At 63.0% G+C, this 13,639-nt stretch carries 13 protein-coding genes; 8 read left to right on the top strand and 5 right to left on the bottom strand.

Annotation, left to right across the window (positions count from 1 at the left end):
• Positions 1–107: 107 nt before the first annotated feature.
• Both NIT7645_RS11020 and NIT7645_RS11025 read left to right on the top strand, forming a co-directional pair.
• Positions 108–1,490, top strand: a complete 1,383-nt coding sequence (locus NIT7645_RS11020) for an alginate export family protein (RefSeq protein ID WP_110732339.1) — start codon at positions 108–110, stop codon at positions 1,488–1,490.
• Positions 1,471–2,808 (top strand): serine hydrolase domain-containing protein, encoded by a 1,338-nt coding sequence (locus tag NIT7645_RS11025; RefSeq protein WP_037302677.1) that lies wholly within the window; start codon positions 1,471–1,473, stop codon positions 2,806–2,808. Before NIT7645_RS11020 ends, NIT7645_RS11025 begins: the two co-directional genes overlap by 20 nt.
• A gap of 65 nt (positions 2,809–2,873) precedes the next feature.
• Here NIT7645_RS11025 and NIT7645_RS11030 read toward each other — a convergent pair whose 3' ends face one another.
• On the bottom strand, positions 2,874–3,863 hold the full coding sequence (locus tag NIT7645_RS11030) for an adenosine kinase (RefSeq protein ID WP_008561943.1): 990 nt from the start codon (positions 3,861–3,863) through the stop codon (positions 2,874–2,876).
• Positions 3,860–4,504, bottom strand: a complete 645-nt coding sequence (gene nth, locus NIT7645_RS11035) for an endonuclease III (RefSeq protein ID WP_008561607.1) — start codon at positions 4,502–4,504, stop codon at positions 3,860–3,862. The genes NIT7645_RS11030 and nth overlap by 4 nt, the downstream gene beginning before the upstream one ends.
• Before the next feature lie 207 nt (positions 4,505–4,711).
• On the opposite strand from nth, the gene NIT7645_RS11040 reads away from it, so the two are divergent.
• The 3 genes from NIT7645_RS11040 (at position 4,712) to NIT7645_RS11050 (ending at position 7,169) form a co-directional block, all read left to right on the top strand.
• Positions 4,712–5,575, top strand: coding sequence for a methylated-DNA--[protein]-cysteine S-methyltransferase (locus tag NIT7645_RS11040; protein WP_008559604.1), 864 nt, complete (start codon positions 4,712–4,714; stop codon positions 5,573–5,575).
• Positions 5,576–5,745: 170 nt separating this feature from the next.
• Positions 5,746–6,402 carry a YiaD family glycine zipper/OmpA-like lipoprotein gene (locus NIT7645_RS11045; protein WP_037302678.1) on the top strand — a complete coding sequence of 219 codons (657 nt, stop codon included), beginning with the start codon at positions 5,746–5,748 and terminating at the stop codon, positions 6,400–6,402.
• 224 nt (positions 6,403–6,626) lie between these two features.
• Positions 6,627–7,169, top strand: coding sequence for an NADPH-dependent FMN reductase (locus NIT7645_RS11050; RefSeq protein ID WP_008562509.1), 543 nt, complete (start codon positions 6,627–6,629; stop codon positions 7,167–7,169).
• A 71-nt stretch (positions 7,170–7,240) separates the two neighbouring features.
• Here NIT7645_RS11050 and NIT7645_RS11055 read toward each other — a convergent pair whose 3' ends face one another.
• Both NIT7645_RS11055 and NIT7645_RS11060 read right to left on the bottom strand, forming a co-directional pair.
• On the bottom strand, positions 7,241–7,657 hold the full coding sequence (locus tag NIT7645_RS11055; RefSeq protein WP_050687060.1) for a VOC family protein: 417 nt from the start codon (positions 7,655–7,657) through the stop codon (positions 7,241–7,243).
• A 23-nt stretch (positions 7,658–7,680) separates the two neighbouring features.
• Positions 7,681–8,748 (bottom strand): NAD(P)/FAD-dependent oxidoreductase, encoded by a 1,068-nt coding sequence (locus NIT7645_RS11060; RefSeq protein WP_008562391.1) that lies wholly within the window; start codon positions 8,746–8,748, stop codon positions 7,681–7,683.
• Positions 8,749–8,806: 58 nt separating this feature from the next.
• On the opposite strand from NIT7645_RS11060, the gene mnmC2 reads away from it, so the two are divergent.
• Both mnmC2 and NIT7645_RS11070 read left to right on the top strand, forming a co-directional pair.
• On the top strand, positions 8,807–9,505 hold the full coding sequence (gene mnmC2, locus NIT7645_RS11065; protein ID WP_008560917.1) for a tRNA (5-methylaminomethyl-2-thiouridine)(34)-methyltransferase MnmC2: 699 nt from the start codon (positions 8,807–8,809) through the stop codon (positions 9,503–9,505).
• The gene (locus NIT7645_RS11070) at positions 9,502–10,419 is read left to right on the top strand and encodes a DMT family transporter (protein ID WP_037302679.1); all 918 of its coding nucleotides are present in this window, start codon (positions 9,502–9,504) and stop codon (positions 10,417–10,419) included. The genes mnmC2 and NIT7645_RS11070 overlap by 4 nt, the downstream gene beginning before the upstream one ends.
• Here the strand turns inward: NIT7645_RS11070 and NIT7645_RS11075 are convergent.
• Positions 10,384–12,351: a lytic transglycosylase domain-containing protein gene (locus NIT7645_RS11075; protein WP_037303070.1), complete on the bottom strand. Its 1,968-nt coding sequence runs from the start codon at positions 12,349–12,351 to the stop codon at positions 10,384–10,386. The two genes, NIT7645_RS11070 and NIT7645_RS11075, sit on opposite strands and share 36 nt — an antisense overlap.
• A 140-nt stretch (positions 12,352–12,491) precedes the next feature.
• On the opposite strand from NIT7645_RS11075, the gene dapA reads away from it, so the two are divergent.
• Positions 12,492–13,364, top strand: coding sequence for a 4-hydroxy-tetrahydrodipicolinate synthase (gene dapA, locus NIT7645_RS11080; protein WP_008558780.1), 873 nt, complete (start codon positions 12,492–12,494; stop codon positions 13,362–13,364).
• The last annotated feature ends 275 nt before the right edge of the window (positions 13,365–13,639 follow it).

Raw genomic sequence — 13,639 nt, forward strand, 5'->3', positions numbered from 1 at the left:
CAAACGGGCCCTGACGAACGGGGGCAGATCAGATGTTCGCGTGCACAGTTCGCAGATTGCATGGCAACTCTTGGCGCGGGGTCAGGGTGGTTCTTGCGGCCGGTCTGATGAACGTCGCGCTCCACGGCGCGCCCTCTCATGCGCAGCAACCTGACCGGAAGGTGCTCTATGACGCCAACGGCACCACGGTGCGAACACATCTGCAATATGGTCTGAACGCCGTGGCCGAACAGAACTTGTTCTGGGATCTCGCCACAGTGACCGCCCCCAGCGCCAACTTCGATGCGGATACGGAATGGCTGGAACTCTACCTCAAGCCGGGGCTGAGTTTCGAACGCCAGTTCGACACCGGTCTGACCCTCTATGGCAAGGTCTCGGCGGTGGTCTCTTACAGTTGGGGCAGGGATGCCTTTGACACGGGCAACACCGGCAGAACCACACCAGAAGAGTATTTTCTGGGCCTCAGAGGCGATGTCCCGGGCGGGTTGACCTATGACGTCTCTGTTGGCGCGCGCGAGCTGAAGCTGGGCACGGGCATGCTGATCTCCAATGGTGCGACCAGCGGCTTTGAACGGGGGGCCCTGAAGCTCGGCCCGCGCAAGGCCTGGGAACGTGCACTCATTGCGCGGCTGTCGTCTGATCGCACAACCGCCACCTTGTTCTATCTCGATCCCAATGAACTGCCCTCAAAGGACAATGGCAACGAGCTGGCAGGCTTTGATCTGCGTCACGACTACGCGGCCGGCGGGTATGTGGGGGCGACCTTTGTGCATGTTCTCTCCTCTGGTGCGCCCTATCCCAAGGCTGGCGCGACCCCGTCGATCCTGCCCGCTGCCCGAAACGGCACAAACACGCTGAACATTTACGCAAAATCAAACCCTTACAGTGGTGCGCTGTCGAATTGGACCTTTACGACGGATCTGGCCTATCAACGCAATTCCGACATTGATCTCAGGGCCTGGGCCGGGCGGGTGACGGCGGGCTACACATTCGAAACCCTTCCCTGGTCCCCCTCCCTGACGATTGGGTATCAGACGTTTTCAGGGGATGATCCGACCACGCCGCGCCTCGAACGCTTTGACCCGCTGTTTTACGAAGGCAGCCCCAGCGCCTGGGCCACGGGATCCAAATCTGCCTCGACCTTCCTGAATTCGAACGTCAGGGCGCTGACCCTCGCGCTGCGCACCAAGCCCAGCCCAAAGGATACGCTGACCCTGCGCTATGCGCATATTCGCGCGAACGAACTCAAGAGTCCGATCCAGTTTGGCCAGGCCACCCGTGTCGATGCCTCAGGCAATCTGGTGTCGGGGGTGAAAGACGCCCATCTTGCGGACGATCTGTTCCTGGAGTGGAGCCGCATCCTCAATCGAAATACGTTTCTGACTGCGGGCCTGTCCGTCTCCTTTCCCGGCGACGGCATTGATGAGGTCGTGGGCGCAGGCGCATCAACATGGACGGGAGGTTTCGTAAATGTGGTTTTCAACTTCTAAGGCGGGCGTCGCTGCAGCGGTGGTTGCGCTGGCAACTGGCGCACAGATGGTCCTTGCCGAGACCGGGGTCCTCTCGGCACAGGACTCTGATCCGACCGTGATGGGGTGGATGCAGGGATTTCCCCCACCTGATGAGCGGCTGATCACCCAACCGGACGCCAACTATTTCAGCTTTCCCAAACTGCGCTGGTCGGTGTGCCACCTGCGGGAATTTCTGCCGACCGAGGAAATCAGCCGCGGCACCGGCGCCCCCATCCCGCTAAGCTATCCCAGCCCAGCCCGTTTCGCAGATCTCGCCCGCCAGATCGATGCGCTGACCTTCCGGCCGACCAATGCGACTGAAGACATGACCTGGGATCAGTCGCTTTATGCCAATTACACCGACGGCATGCTGATCATGCACAAGGGACAAGTCGTCTATGAACGCTACTTCGGCTGTCTGCGTGAGGATGGCAAACATGCGATCATGTCGATGACGAAATCAATCACGGGCCTGCTGGCTGAGATCCTGGTGGCAGAAGGGGGGCTGGATGACAGTCTGACGGTCAAGGACATCATTCCCGAAATCGGCCAAAGCGCATTTGCCACCGCGACGGTGCGCGAGGTGATGGATATGACAACCGGGGTGCAGTATTCCGAGGATTATTCGGACCCGGAGGCAGACATCTGGGTCTATTCCCGCGCCGCAAGCCCGCTGCCAAAACCGGCAGATTACGATGGTCCCGACGGGTACTGGGAATACCTCCAGCAGGTCGGCCCGGAGGGAGCGCATGGCGAGGCATTTCACTACAAGACCATCAATTCGGATATGTTGGGCTGGGTGATCAGCAGGGTGACTGGCAAGGCGGTGACAGAGCTTGCCTCCGAGCGGCTGTGGCGGCCGATGGGGGCAGAGATGGACGCCTACCAAACCGTTGACGGCAAAGGGGTGCCTTTCGCCGGGGGTGGGGTGACAGCCGGACTTCGCGATCTCGCCCGCTTGGGGCAGCTGATGCTGAACGAGGGGACGCTGAATGGCAAACGGGTGTTCCCTGCGGCGGTGGCACAAACCATCGCAGGCGGAGGAGATCAGTCAAAATTCAGCGGCTTCCCCAGCATTCCGAACGGCAGCTATACCAGCCAATGGTGGGTGTTTCACAACGATCACGGCGCCTATGCCGCGCGCGGCGTTCACGGGCAGACCATCTATGTCGACCCCACCGCCGACATGGTTCTGGTGCGCCTGGCGTCTTATCCGCGGGCGCAGAACGGGTTTATCGACCCGACATCTCTGCCAGCCTATCAGGCCGTTGCCGAATTCCTGATGACCCAGAACTAGACTCTGTGAACACGTAAAAGGCCACCCCGAAGGATGGCCTTTCGCATCGCTTGGGTGCAGCGGGGTCAGAGCAGACCCGCCGCCTGCAGCTGCTCTTTCATGTCCTTCTCGGGACGCGGGCCGATGTGGCTGATGACTTCTGCGGCGCAGAGGTTGCCCATCTTGGCGCAGGTCTCCACATCGCGGCCCTGCGACAAGCCAAAGAGAAAGCCCGCTGCAAACTGGTCGCCCGCCCCGGTGGTGTCGAGCGGCGTGACCTTTTCAACCGGCACATCCACACGGCCCTCTTTGGTGATGACAGTGGCGCCATCCGCCGAACGGGTGCAGATCACCAGCGGGCAGATCGCCGACAGCTGGGCCAGTGCCGCATCCAGATCGTCGGTCTCGAACAGCGATTTCACCTCGTCCTCATTGCCAAAGACAAACTCCAGCTCGCTTTCGATCAGCTTGAGGAAATCGGCCCGGTGACGTTCCACGCAGAACGGATCCGACAGCGAAATACCGGCCTTGCCGCCGCCCAGACGGCAGTCGCGCGCAGCCTCCATAAAGGCGGTCTTGCCCTTGTCCTTGTCGAACAGATAGCCCTCCAGGAACATCAGCTGCGCTTGGCCTGCGACCTCGTCGGGAACGTCCTGCGAAGACAGTTCCGAGGAAATGCCCAGATAGGTGTTCAGCGACCGGTCCCCATCAGGCGAGACAAAGATCATCGACCGCGAGGTCGGCAGCTCACCTCCCGCAACCGGCGGGTTCACGAAATCAACGCCGTCATCGGCCATCGCATCGGCATAGAACCGCCCCAGCGCATCATCATGCACCCGGCCGATAAAGGCCGCATCCAGCCCCAGCGCCCCTGCGCCGGCAATCGTGTTGGCGACAGAGCCACCGGGGGTCTGCACCCGCTCTTGCATGGCCGCATAAAGCACCTCGCCGCGCTCACGCTCGATCAGCTGCATGATGCCCTTCTCGATGCCCATATGCTCAAGAAAGTTGTCGTCGCACTGGCTGATCACGTCGACAACAGCATTGCCGATCCCGACGAGTTGATAGGTTTTCATTGGGTCTTGTCCTCAAACTGGCAAAGGTCGCGGATGATGCAGGTAGGGCACTGCGGCTTGCGCGCTTTGCAATGATAGCGTCCGTGCAGGATCAGCCAATGGTGGGCATGCAGCTGAAAATCCGCCGGAATATTGTCTTCGATGGCGCGTTCTACCGCGTCGACATCCTTGCCCGGCGCAATGCCGGACCGGTTGCCCACGCGAAAGATATGGGTGTCCACAGCCTGCGCAGGCTGGCGCCACCACATGTTCAGCACCACATTTGCGGTCTTGCGGCCAACCCCGGGCAGGGATTGCAGGGCCGCGCGTGAATTGGGCACCTCGCCGCCGTATTGATCCACCAGGATGCGTGACAGCTTGATGACGTTCTTGGCCTTGTTGCGGTAAAGCCCGATCGTCTTGATGTGCTCGATCAGCCCCTCTTCGCCGAGGTCCAGCATCTTCTGCGGGGTGTCGGCAATCTTGAACAGCTCGCGCGTGGCCCGGTTCACCCCGGCATCCGTGGCCTGCGCAGACAGCGCCACCGCCACCACAAGGGTATAGACGTTGACGTGCTCCAGCTCGCCCTTGGGCTCGGGATCGGCGTCCTGAAAGCGCGTGAAGATCTCGCGCAGCGTATGATAATCGAGTTGCTTGGCCATCGCGCTCCTTAATGCCGCGCAGCCGCGCGCGGCGCAAACAGAAAAGCCGGACTGGTTGTCCTGATCCTAACCAGAACACCCTTGTGCCACAGTCTCTACGCGCGTTTGACCGGGGCAGATCACTTCCCGCAAGATCCGGGTCGCGCTGTCACGCGTCATGGATGTAGGGTGGGCTCAGGACAGGAATGCGCCGATGAGGCAGACACGATGCACAACAGCACAGACACCACAGAGCAGAGCTATCATTACGGCGTCATCAAACGGGCCATCGAGCTGATTGATGCGGATGGGGCGGATCTCAGCCTTGAGGATCTGTCCGACGCGATGGGGATGAGCGCGGCGCATTTTCAGCGGCTGTTTTCTGCATGGGTCGGGGTTTCGCCCAAACGCTACCAGCAATATCTGCGCCTCGGCCATGCCAAATCTCTCCTGCAGCATCGCTTCACCACCCTTGATGCCGCCCATGCGGTTGGTCTGTCCGGCTCTGGTCGCCTGCATGATCTCTTTGTCCGCTGGGAGGCGATGAGCCCCGGCGATTTTGCCCGCAAGGGGGCGGGGTTGCGTATCTCCTGGGGGTGGTTTGACAGCCCCTTTGGTCTGGCGCTGGTGATGGGCACCGAAAAGGGCATCTGCGGCATGGCCTTTGCCGCCGAAACCGGCGCAGAGCCTGCGATGGCAGACATGCGCAGCCGCTGGCCCGATGCCGATTACGTCGAGGATCCGACGGCCCTGCGCCCGATGGTCGATGCGGCCTTTGCCCAGCGGGGAGAGACCGCGCTGCACCTGATCGGCGCGCCTTTGCAGATCAAGGTCTGGGAGGCGCTCCTGCGGATCCCGTCAGGCCATGTCAGCACCTATTCCGAAATCGCCCAGTCCATCGGCAGCCCGAAAGCGGTGCGCGCCGTGGGAACGGCCGTGGGCCGCAACCCTGTCAGCTGGCTCATCCCCTGCCACCGGGCGCTGCGTAAATCGGGTGCTTTGGGCGGTTATCACTGGGGTCTGCCGGTCAAGCGCGCCATGCTCGCCTATGAGGCCGCCCGCGATGACGGGCAGCGGGGCGGCACGGCCTGATCCGTCGGGCATCCTTTGCGGTCCGGTGATGGGCTGTCCGTCCCGTGACGCTGGCGGGAAATTGCCGAGGGGACAGGGCCATGTCTTGTGATATCCTGCGGGCACACCAATATTCCGTCGGATAACTGGCCGGGCAAAGCCCGGTCGAGAGAACAAAGGCAGATTGTTTGATGATGCAGATGAAACTCACCACCGCCGGTATTCTGGCGGCCGCACTGGGCCTGACCGCCTGTACTGATCCCGCCACCATCGGCACCAACGGCAGCAACACCCAGCAGGGGGCCATCATTGGCGGTATCATCGGGGCCGGGGTTGGCGCGCTCACCAATGATTCCGACCGTGGCCTTGGTGCCGCAACCGGGGCCATCGTCGGTGCCGCAGCAGGCAGCGTGATCGGCAACCAGCTGGACGCGCAGGAACGCGAGCTGCGCCAGTCGATCTCCAACGACGGCATCACCATCGTCAACACCGGGGACCGGCTGATCGTGTCGCTGCCCAATGACCTGACATTCGCCACCGACAGCTCTGCCATTTCGCCTGCGGTCCGTTCTGACCTGAACAAGGTTGCAGCGAGCCTCGTGCGCTATCCCAACAGCCTGGTGCAGGTCATCGGCCACACCGACAGCGACGGCAGCGCGAGCTACAACCAGGCCCTGTCCGAACGCCGCGCCAACGCGGTTGCGGATCAGATCCAGGCCGGTGGCGTGCCCTACAACCGTCTGGCCATCATTGGCCGGGGCGAGGACCAGCCAGTGGCGTCCAACCTCACACCCGAAGGCAAGGCCCGCAACCGTCGTGTCGAAATCGTGGTGATCCCGCAGGGCTGATCGGCTTTGCTGCAGTAACAGTTTTGATCTGGCCGTGCCCCACCGGGCGCGGCCATTTTCATGTCTGGCGAATTGTTGCTTTGTGCATTTTCGCGTAGTTATGTCTATAATTACGATCTGATGTTCTATTTTGCACAGTGACTGCGCGGCGGTCGGGCTTTTCTGTGGCGGGCTTTGGAATAGGTTCTTGGGCAGAGACAACACCCCAATGATGAGGCCCGAAAATGTCGACCCCGACCCTTGTGACCATCTCCGGCTCGCTGCGCGCAGAGGCCACCAACCGCAAACTCCTGGCTGAAGCCACCCGCCTGTTCGGCGACGCAGAGGTGATCGATGCCGATCTGAACCTGCCGCTGTATAATGGCGACGATGAAGAGGCCACGGGCATCCCCGCCGCCGTGCAGCGCCTTGCGGATCTGATCAAAGGCGCTGATGCCGTGCTGATTTCGACCCCGGAATACAACGGCGCACCCTCTGGCGTTCTGAAAAACGCGCTCGACTGGATCAGCCGCACCAGCGATGCCCCCTGGCAGGACAAACCGGTTGCGATCATGTCCGCTGCGGCGGGGCGGTCTGGTGGGGAAAAGGCCCAGATGCTGCTGCGCAGTTTCCTGGTGCCGTTCCAGCCCCGCGTGCTGGCAGGCCCGCAGGTCCATCTTGCGGCCTCCTACCAGGAGTTTGACGACAACGGCCACCTGAAGGGTGAGCTGTATGTCGAGACGCTGCAGGCGCTGATGGACAAGCTGAAGGCGGAAATCGCGCGCTGAGCCATAGCACCGCCCCGTCGATCCAACCCGGAGCGTCTGAGCCGCGCTCCGGGTTTTTTTGCTCCGCGCCCTCAGTCGTCGCGGCTCGGCTCATCCGGGTTGCTGGAAAACAGTGCAATCTTGTTGCCATCCGGATCGCGCAGATACCCTACGTAGAACCCTGCGCTATAGGCCGCGCGAAACCCCGGCGCGCCATCATCCTGCCCACCTGCGGCCAGTGCGGCGCCGTGCAGGTCACGCACCTCGGCCTGCGTGCGGGCCTGAAAAGCCACCATCATGCCATTGCCCGCAGTGGCAGGCGCGCCGTCGAAGGGGCGTTTGACATAGACATCTGGCGCGCTTGGCTGCTCTCCCTCCGGCACGGGCAGCACAAAACTGAGCCCCTCGCGTCCTTCGCTGAAATCATAGCCAAGCGGGGGCAGGATCGCCTGATAGAACGCCTTGGCGCGCAGCAGGTCGTTGGATCCGATGGTGATATAGGCGATCATCTTTCAGCCCCCTGGTCTGACCGTCAGAAGTTATCTTCGACCCGGAAACCTTCGGGGATATCATCCTGCCCGTCCAGCAGCAGATCCGCCATCGTCGCGCCGACCTTGGGGGCCATGCCAAAGCCGATCTTGAAGCCCCCGTTGGCGATGAAATGCCCCTCGCGCCCGGGCCACGCCCCCAGCATCGGCGCGCGCGAGCGGGCGCGGGGGCGCACACCGGCCCAGCGTTCCATCACCTCAGCGCCGTGCAGAACCGGCACCGCTGCGCAGGCGCGTTCGATCACCTCGTCCAGCTGGCTGTCGGTGGTGTCCGGCGCGTCAAAGTCGCGCTCGCTGGTGGAGCCGATGGCAAGGGTTCCGTCGGCATGGGGAATGATGTGCAGACCATCGGCATAAAGCTGCGGCACCTCCGGGTTTTCGGCAAAGCGCAGGAGCGCGGCCTGACCTTTCACGCCATTGCCCAGTGTCTTGCCCTCGGCCAGACCACCGGGACCGGCCAGTGTTTCATTCAGCTCCAGCAGCCCGGCATAGCCCTTGGCGTGTACCACCAGCCCCTCATCAGGTGCCTCTGCCTGAACCTCTACCCCCATGACGGCAAGGGCCGCGACCAGCGCGGCGCAGGCGCGGCGGGGGTGCATCCGGGCGCTCAGCGTGTCGTGGACCACATAGCCCGTGGCGCTGGGCGGCACCCACGGTCCCATGTCAGAGACCGGACAGACGCGCCATTCGGCCTCGCCCTTCCAATAGGTCTGCGCCGTGGCTTCGCGGGCGCGCGCAAGGTCCAGAGTGCGCTGGTCGTTGATGGGCTGGATCCGACCGGTGCGACCATACCCGGAAGAGACGCCGCCGGTTTCCTGCACGTCGGCCCAGAAACCTTCGGCCATCAGCAGGCTTTCCAGCTGGTATTGTTTTTTGGGGTTCCAGTTCTCAGGCACATGCGGCGCCAGCGCGCCGACCAGCCCGCCGCTGGAGCCCGCGCCCGCCCCAAAGGGGTCGATCACCTGCACCGATGCGCCGCGGCGTGCGCAGCTCCATGCAATCGAAAGCCCAAAGATCCCGGCGCCCCGGACGGTGATATCTGCCATTGCCATTTTCGCACCCTTTCGCCAGTGTCGCGCCGTTCCACCGCATCACTTAGGGGATTATAGCATGGCAGACCAGCAGGCACGGCTCAGCTGGCGGGATGACAGCATTCCGGTTTCCGATCAGTTTGATGATCCCTATTTCTCGATCCAGAACGGGCTAGCCGAGACAGAGCATGTGTTTCTGGACGGCAATGATCTGGCGGCGCGCTTTGCCGATGCGGCACAGGCGGGTGCGGATTTCCACATTGCAGAGCTGGGCTTTGGCACCGGGCTGAACCTGCTGACCGCCTGGCGCGCATGGGAGCAGGCGCAGGAAGGCTGCGCCGCGCCATCGGTGCTGCATTTCACCAGTTTCGAGGCCTTTCCGATGGCAACGCAGGATATGGCCCGCGCGCTTCAGGCCTTTCCCGAGGTGGCACCCTGGGCCGAGCGGTTCCTGGCGGTCTGGGGCGGGACGGGCTCTTGCGACCTGGGCAATCTGCGGGTCAATGTCATCACTGGCGACGCCCGCGTGTCGCTGCCAGAGTGGACAGGCAAGGCAGATGCCTGGTTTCTGGATGGGTTTTCCCCGGCCAAGAACCCGGAGCTGTGGCAGGATGACCTGCTGGGCGAGGTCGCCCGTCACACGGCGGCAGGTGGCAGTGCGGCAACCTATACAGCGGCGGGTTTCGTCCGCCGCGGGCTGGAGGCCGCCGGATTTGAAGTGACCCGCACGCCCGGTTTCGGGCGCAAGCGGCATATGACAAAGGCACGATTGCGATGACCATGCGCCCCGACGCCAAGGTACTGGAGCCCCATCCCCCCCGGATCACCCAGAAGAACAACGTCACCGCCGGTGTGCTTTTGATGATTGCGGCAACCATCGTGTTTGCCCTGCAGGACGGGATCTCGCGGCATCTGGCGGGGCAGTACAACACCTTTATGGTCATCATGATCCGCTATTGGTTCTTTGCGCTGTTCGTGATCGCGCTTGCTGCCCGTGCACCGGGCGGGATCCGGGCAACGGCGCGCACCGATCAGCTGGGCTTGCAGATCTTTCGCGGCGTGCTGCTGGTCGCTGAAATCTGCGTTGCGGTCTATGCCTTTACCGTGCTTGGACTGGTCGAAAGCGTTGCGGTCTTTATCTGCTATCCGCTTTTGGTTGCAGCCCTGAGCGGGCCGGTTCTGGGCGAGACGGTTGGCTGGCGGCGGTGGGCGGCGATTTCCGTTGGCCTGGTTGGCGTGCTGATCATCCTGCAGCCGGGTGTTGGCGTGTTTGATCCGCTGGCGATCATCCCGTTCATCTCAGCGCTGATGTTTGCGCTTTATGGTCTGATCACGCGCTACGCCGCGCGGCGCGACAGTACCGCCACCAGTTTCTTCTGGACCGGGGTGGCGGGCATGGTGGCGATGACCCTTGTGGGCATGTGGTACTGGGAGCCGATGAGCCCCGGCGACTGGCGGTGGATGGGGCTTTTGTGCGTGTCTGGCGTGACCGGGCACTGGCTGTTGATCAAATGCTACGAGATGGCCGAGGCCAGCGCGGTGCAGCCTTTTGCCTATTTCCACCTGATCTGGGCGGCAGCGCTTGGGGTGGTGGTTTTTGGCGAGGTGATCCGCACCAATGTCGCCATCGGTGCGGCCATTATCGTGGCGGCGGGGCTATTCACCCTTTGGCGCGAACGCCAGAAGGGTTGAGCCTGCGAGCTCTTTTGAAAACGGCAGGGGCAGGGCGGGTTTGCCCAGCCGGGCGCGATAAACAGGCAGGCTCTCGGTGACGCGCATCACGTAGTTGCGTGTCTCGTTAAAGGGGATGTGTTCGATCCAGTCGATGATGTCAGGCTCGCCATCGCGGGGATCGCCATAGCGTTCCATCCACGCGATCGGGCGGTGGGGGCCGGCGTTGTAGCCCGCTGCCATCATCACCACGTTTCCGTCGAATTCCTTGGCCAGGCCCGCCAGGTAGTTGCTGCCAAGAAGCGCGTTGTAGGGCCAGTCGGAAATCAGCCGCCCGGTGGAGTGATCGTCACTGGTGCCAATGCGGCGCGCCACCAGATCGGCGGTTGCCGGCATCACCTGCATCAGACCGCGCGCACCTGCGTGGCTGATGACGCTTGGGTCAAATTCGCTTTCCCTGCGGGCGATGGCCAGTGTCATTTCCTCTGCCATCGGCAGGTCGCGTTTGGCCACCGGGTGCAGCGGGAAATAGGCCGCTTCCAGCTCTTCCCCGTCAGAGGCCGCGCGTTTGGCAATCATCACCGCCAGATGTGGCCGATCCATCGCCACGGCCATCTCTCCCAGCTGGCGGGCGGCCTCGGCGTCCAGCCCCTCGACCAGATGGGTGAGGAACCGTTCAGCCAGCGCCAGATCGCCGGCTTGCAGCGCCAACAGCCCCGCCTGCGCCACCGAGGTGTTGAGGAAGGCCGCAGAGCGCCAGTCCGGCACTGGGGGCGGGTTTGCCAGATCCGGGTCGAACGGGCGGCCCAGGGCCTCGGCTGCGAGCAGGCCGTAAAAGGAGGTCTGGTACTCCGCTGCACGGGCATAGGCGGCATACGCCTTGTCCGCATCGCCAAGTGCCGCATGGGCACGACCCAGCCAATAGCCGCCCCGCCCGACGGAAATCGGGGAGGAGACAGCCGCCAGAAACCGCTCAAAGTGATAGACCGCCAGTTCGGGGTCGCGCAGCTTGCGCAGGGCGATATAGCCTGCGATCCATTCGCTGTCGGCATAGCCATAGCCCATGTCCGGCGTGGCAAAGTGATGTGCGGCCAGCTGATAGGCGCGTTCGTATTTGTCGTCGCGCAGCAGCTGGCGCGCGAAATCCCGGCGACGGCGGAGCCATTTTTCCGGCTTGCCCAGTTTCTCGGCCGAGGTGCTGCGATCCATCAGCAGTTCAATCGCATCATTCTGCCGCCGCTTGCGGTCGCGCCAGGTGAACCGGTCATAGGCCAGCCCCGGATCATCGCGCAGCGCCTCTGGAACGGCGGCGATCCGGCTGTCCACGCCCGGTTCGTCCTTTTGCAGCGCCAGACGCGCCTCTCCCAGTTTGCGCTGTGCGTCACTGACCAGCGGCAAGACGCCCGCTGTGCTGGTGTGGTGCCCGTCCCACAGCATCCGGTTCAGCCGCGCCGCGTGATGCGGGGCGAGGAGGTCACCGTTGCCTTTCAGAAAATCGGCCTGCGTGTCCGCGCCCATCGGTAGGCTGCGCCAGGCGATGACCAGCTCTGCGCGGGCGTCTCCGTCGCGATTTGCCGCCTTGAGGGCGCGTGCATAGCTGAGCGCCCCGCGCGCGGTTTGCGGGCGGTTGCCCTCGTAAAAGGCGAGAATCGTGCGGGGGCTTGCGGTGGCGATCACCTCTTCGCTGCGCCGCCGCAGGAGCGGCAGGCCGGGCCAGTCGGGACGACGCGCCAGAAAGGCCATGACATCCGCAGCCGACCCTTCGCCGGCGCGCAGGCGGTGCCATTCGATCACATCCCGGGCGATGGTGGTTTCCTGGCCTGCGCTGCGGCCTGCTTCGCGCCATTTTTCCTCGCGCATCAGCTCCAATGCGCGGCCCAGATCCACCGCTTTGGCATCGGTGCCGCCCAGAGTGGCGGAAATGAGGATAATAAGGGCCAGAATGCGTGTCATCTCTTGCATTTTCCAACGTTCCGGGCATACAGCCATCTACGATAAACCGTGGCCTGCCGGTATCAACTCAATTCCCCGGCATGTCCATCACCTTGGCGGCGTCTTGCCCGCCCACACGAACAGCAAAAGGGAGCGTGCCCATGTTCAAAGGCTCTATGCCAGCCCTCGTCACCCCGTTTTCCAACGGCGAGCTGGATCTGGATACGCTCAAACGGTTGGTCGAGTGGCACATCGATCAGGGCTCCAGCGCGCTGGTGCCGGTTGGCACGACCGGCGAAAGCCCGACGCTGACCCATGAAGAGCATGAAACCGTGATTGCCGAGGTGGTGAAAACCGCCGCTGGTCGCGTGCCGGTGATTGCGGGTGCGGGGTCCAACAACACGGTTGAGGGCATGCGGTTTGTGCAGTTTGCCGCCGAAGTTGGCGCCGATGCCGCGCTGGTGGTGACGCCTTATTACAATAGGCCGACCCAGCGGGGTCTGCTCGCGCATTTCCGCGAGCTGCACGACTGTGCCGATATTCCGATCGTGATCTACAACATCCCCGGTCGTTCGGTCATCGACATGACCCCGGCGACGATGGGGGAACTGGCCAAGCTGGAGCGCATCATCGGTGTGAAGGACGCCACCGGCGATATCGCGCGTGTGTCGCAGCAGCGCGCATCTTGCGGTGCGGATTTCATCCAGCTGTCGGGCGAGGATGCCACCGCGCTGGGCTTTAACGCCCACGGTGGTGTTGGCTGTATTTCCGTCACTGCAAACGTCGCGCCCAAGCTGTGCGCAGAGTTCCAGGCCGCGACGCTGGCCGGGGATTACGCCTTGGCGCTGGAGTATCAGGACAAGCTGATGCCGCTGCATGAGGCGATCTTTATCGAGCCGGGTCTGGCGGGTGCGAAATACGGCCTGTCGAAACTGGGCCTGTGCAGCGAAGAGGTGCGCCTGCCGCTCACGGGTCTGGAAGACAGCACCAAGGCCGCAATTGATGCCGCCATGGCGCATGCGGGCCTGCTGTAAGCGCAGATCAGCAGCATAGACATGCTTTGTCAGGCCGGGACGCTGCTGCGTTCCGGTCTGTTTCGTTTTGGCTGTCTTCTGTCTCTAACCGGCGGTTTAGGGTCACATGCCTGCGGTCGGACTTGGTGAAGGTAAAAAGGCGGCGCCGCCCCGGTGGTGATCCCGGGAAGGGCAGGAGGGTCAGGGCGCAAGAGCGCGCCCTGTGTGCGTAACGTCGTGCAACGGCGCCGGAGGTCATCAGACCTATGGCGCGTCTCCTTGGGGTGCCGGGTGCC

The sequence above is a fragment of the Phaeobacter italicus genome, assembly GCF_001258055.1.
GTDB classification, from domain to species: Bacteria; Pseudomonadota; Alphaproteobacteria; order Rhodobacterales; family Rhodobacteraceae; genus Phaeobacter; species Phaeobacter italicus.

Excerpts from the sequence above, each read along its gene's own strand:
- NIT7645_RS11020 (WP_110732339.1), top strand. The coding sequence starts at position 108 with ATGAACGTCGCGCTCCACGGCGCGCCCTCTCATGCGCAGCAACCTGAC.
- dapA (WP_008558780.1), top strand. The coding sequence starts at position 12,492 with ATGTTCAAAGGCTCTATGCCAGCCCTCGTCACCCCGTTTTCCAACGGC.
- NIT7645_RS11045 (WP_037302678.1), top strand. The coding sequence starts at position 5,746 with ATGATGCAGATGAAACTCACCACCGCCGGTATTCTGGCGGCCGCACTG.
- NIT7645_RS11025 (WP_037302677.1), top strand. The coding sequence starts at position 1,471 with ATGTGGTTTTCAACTTCTAAGGCGGGCGTCGCTGCAGCGGTGGTTGCG.
- NIT7645_RS11060 (WP_008562391.1), bottom strand. The coding sequence starts at position 8,748 with ATGGCAATGGCAGATATCACCGTCCGGGGCGCCGGGATCTTTGGGCTT.
- NIT7645_RS11075 (WP_037303070.1), bottom strand. The coding sequence starts at position 12,351 with ATGACACGCATTCTGGCCCTTATTATCCTCATTTCCGCCACTCTGGGC.
- NIT7645_RS11070 (WP_037302679.1), top strand. The coding sequence starts at position 9,502 with ATGACCATGCGCCCCGACGCCAAGGTACTGGAGCCCCATCCCCCCCGG.
- NIT7645_RS11030 (WP_008561943.1), bottom strand. The coding sequence starts at position 3,863 with ATGAAAACCTATCAACTCGTCGGGATCGGCAATGCTGTTGTCGACGTG.
- nth (WP_008561607.1), bottom strand. The coding sequence starts at position 4,504 with ATGGCCAAGCAACTCGATTATCATACGCTGCGCGAGATCTTCACGCGC.
- mnmC2 (WP_008560917.1), top strand. The coding sequence starts at position 8,807 with ATGGCAGACCAGCAGGCACGGCTCAGCTGGCGGGATGACAGCATTCCG.
- NIT7645_RS11050 (WP_008562509.1), top strand. The coding sequence starts at position 6,627 with ATGTCGACCCCGACCCTTGTGACCATCTCCGGCTCGCTGCGCGCAGAG.
- NIT7645_RS11055 (WP_050687060.1), bottom strand. The coding sequence starts at position 7,657 with ATGATCGCCTATATCACCATCGGATCCAACGACCTGCTGCGCGCCAAG.
- NIT7645_RS11040 (WP_008559604.1), top strand. The coding sequence starts at position 4,712 with ATGCACAACAGCACAGACACCACAGAGCAGAGCTATCATTACGGCGTC.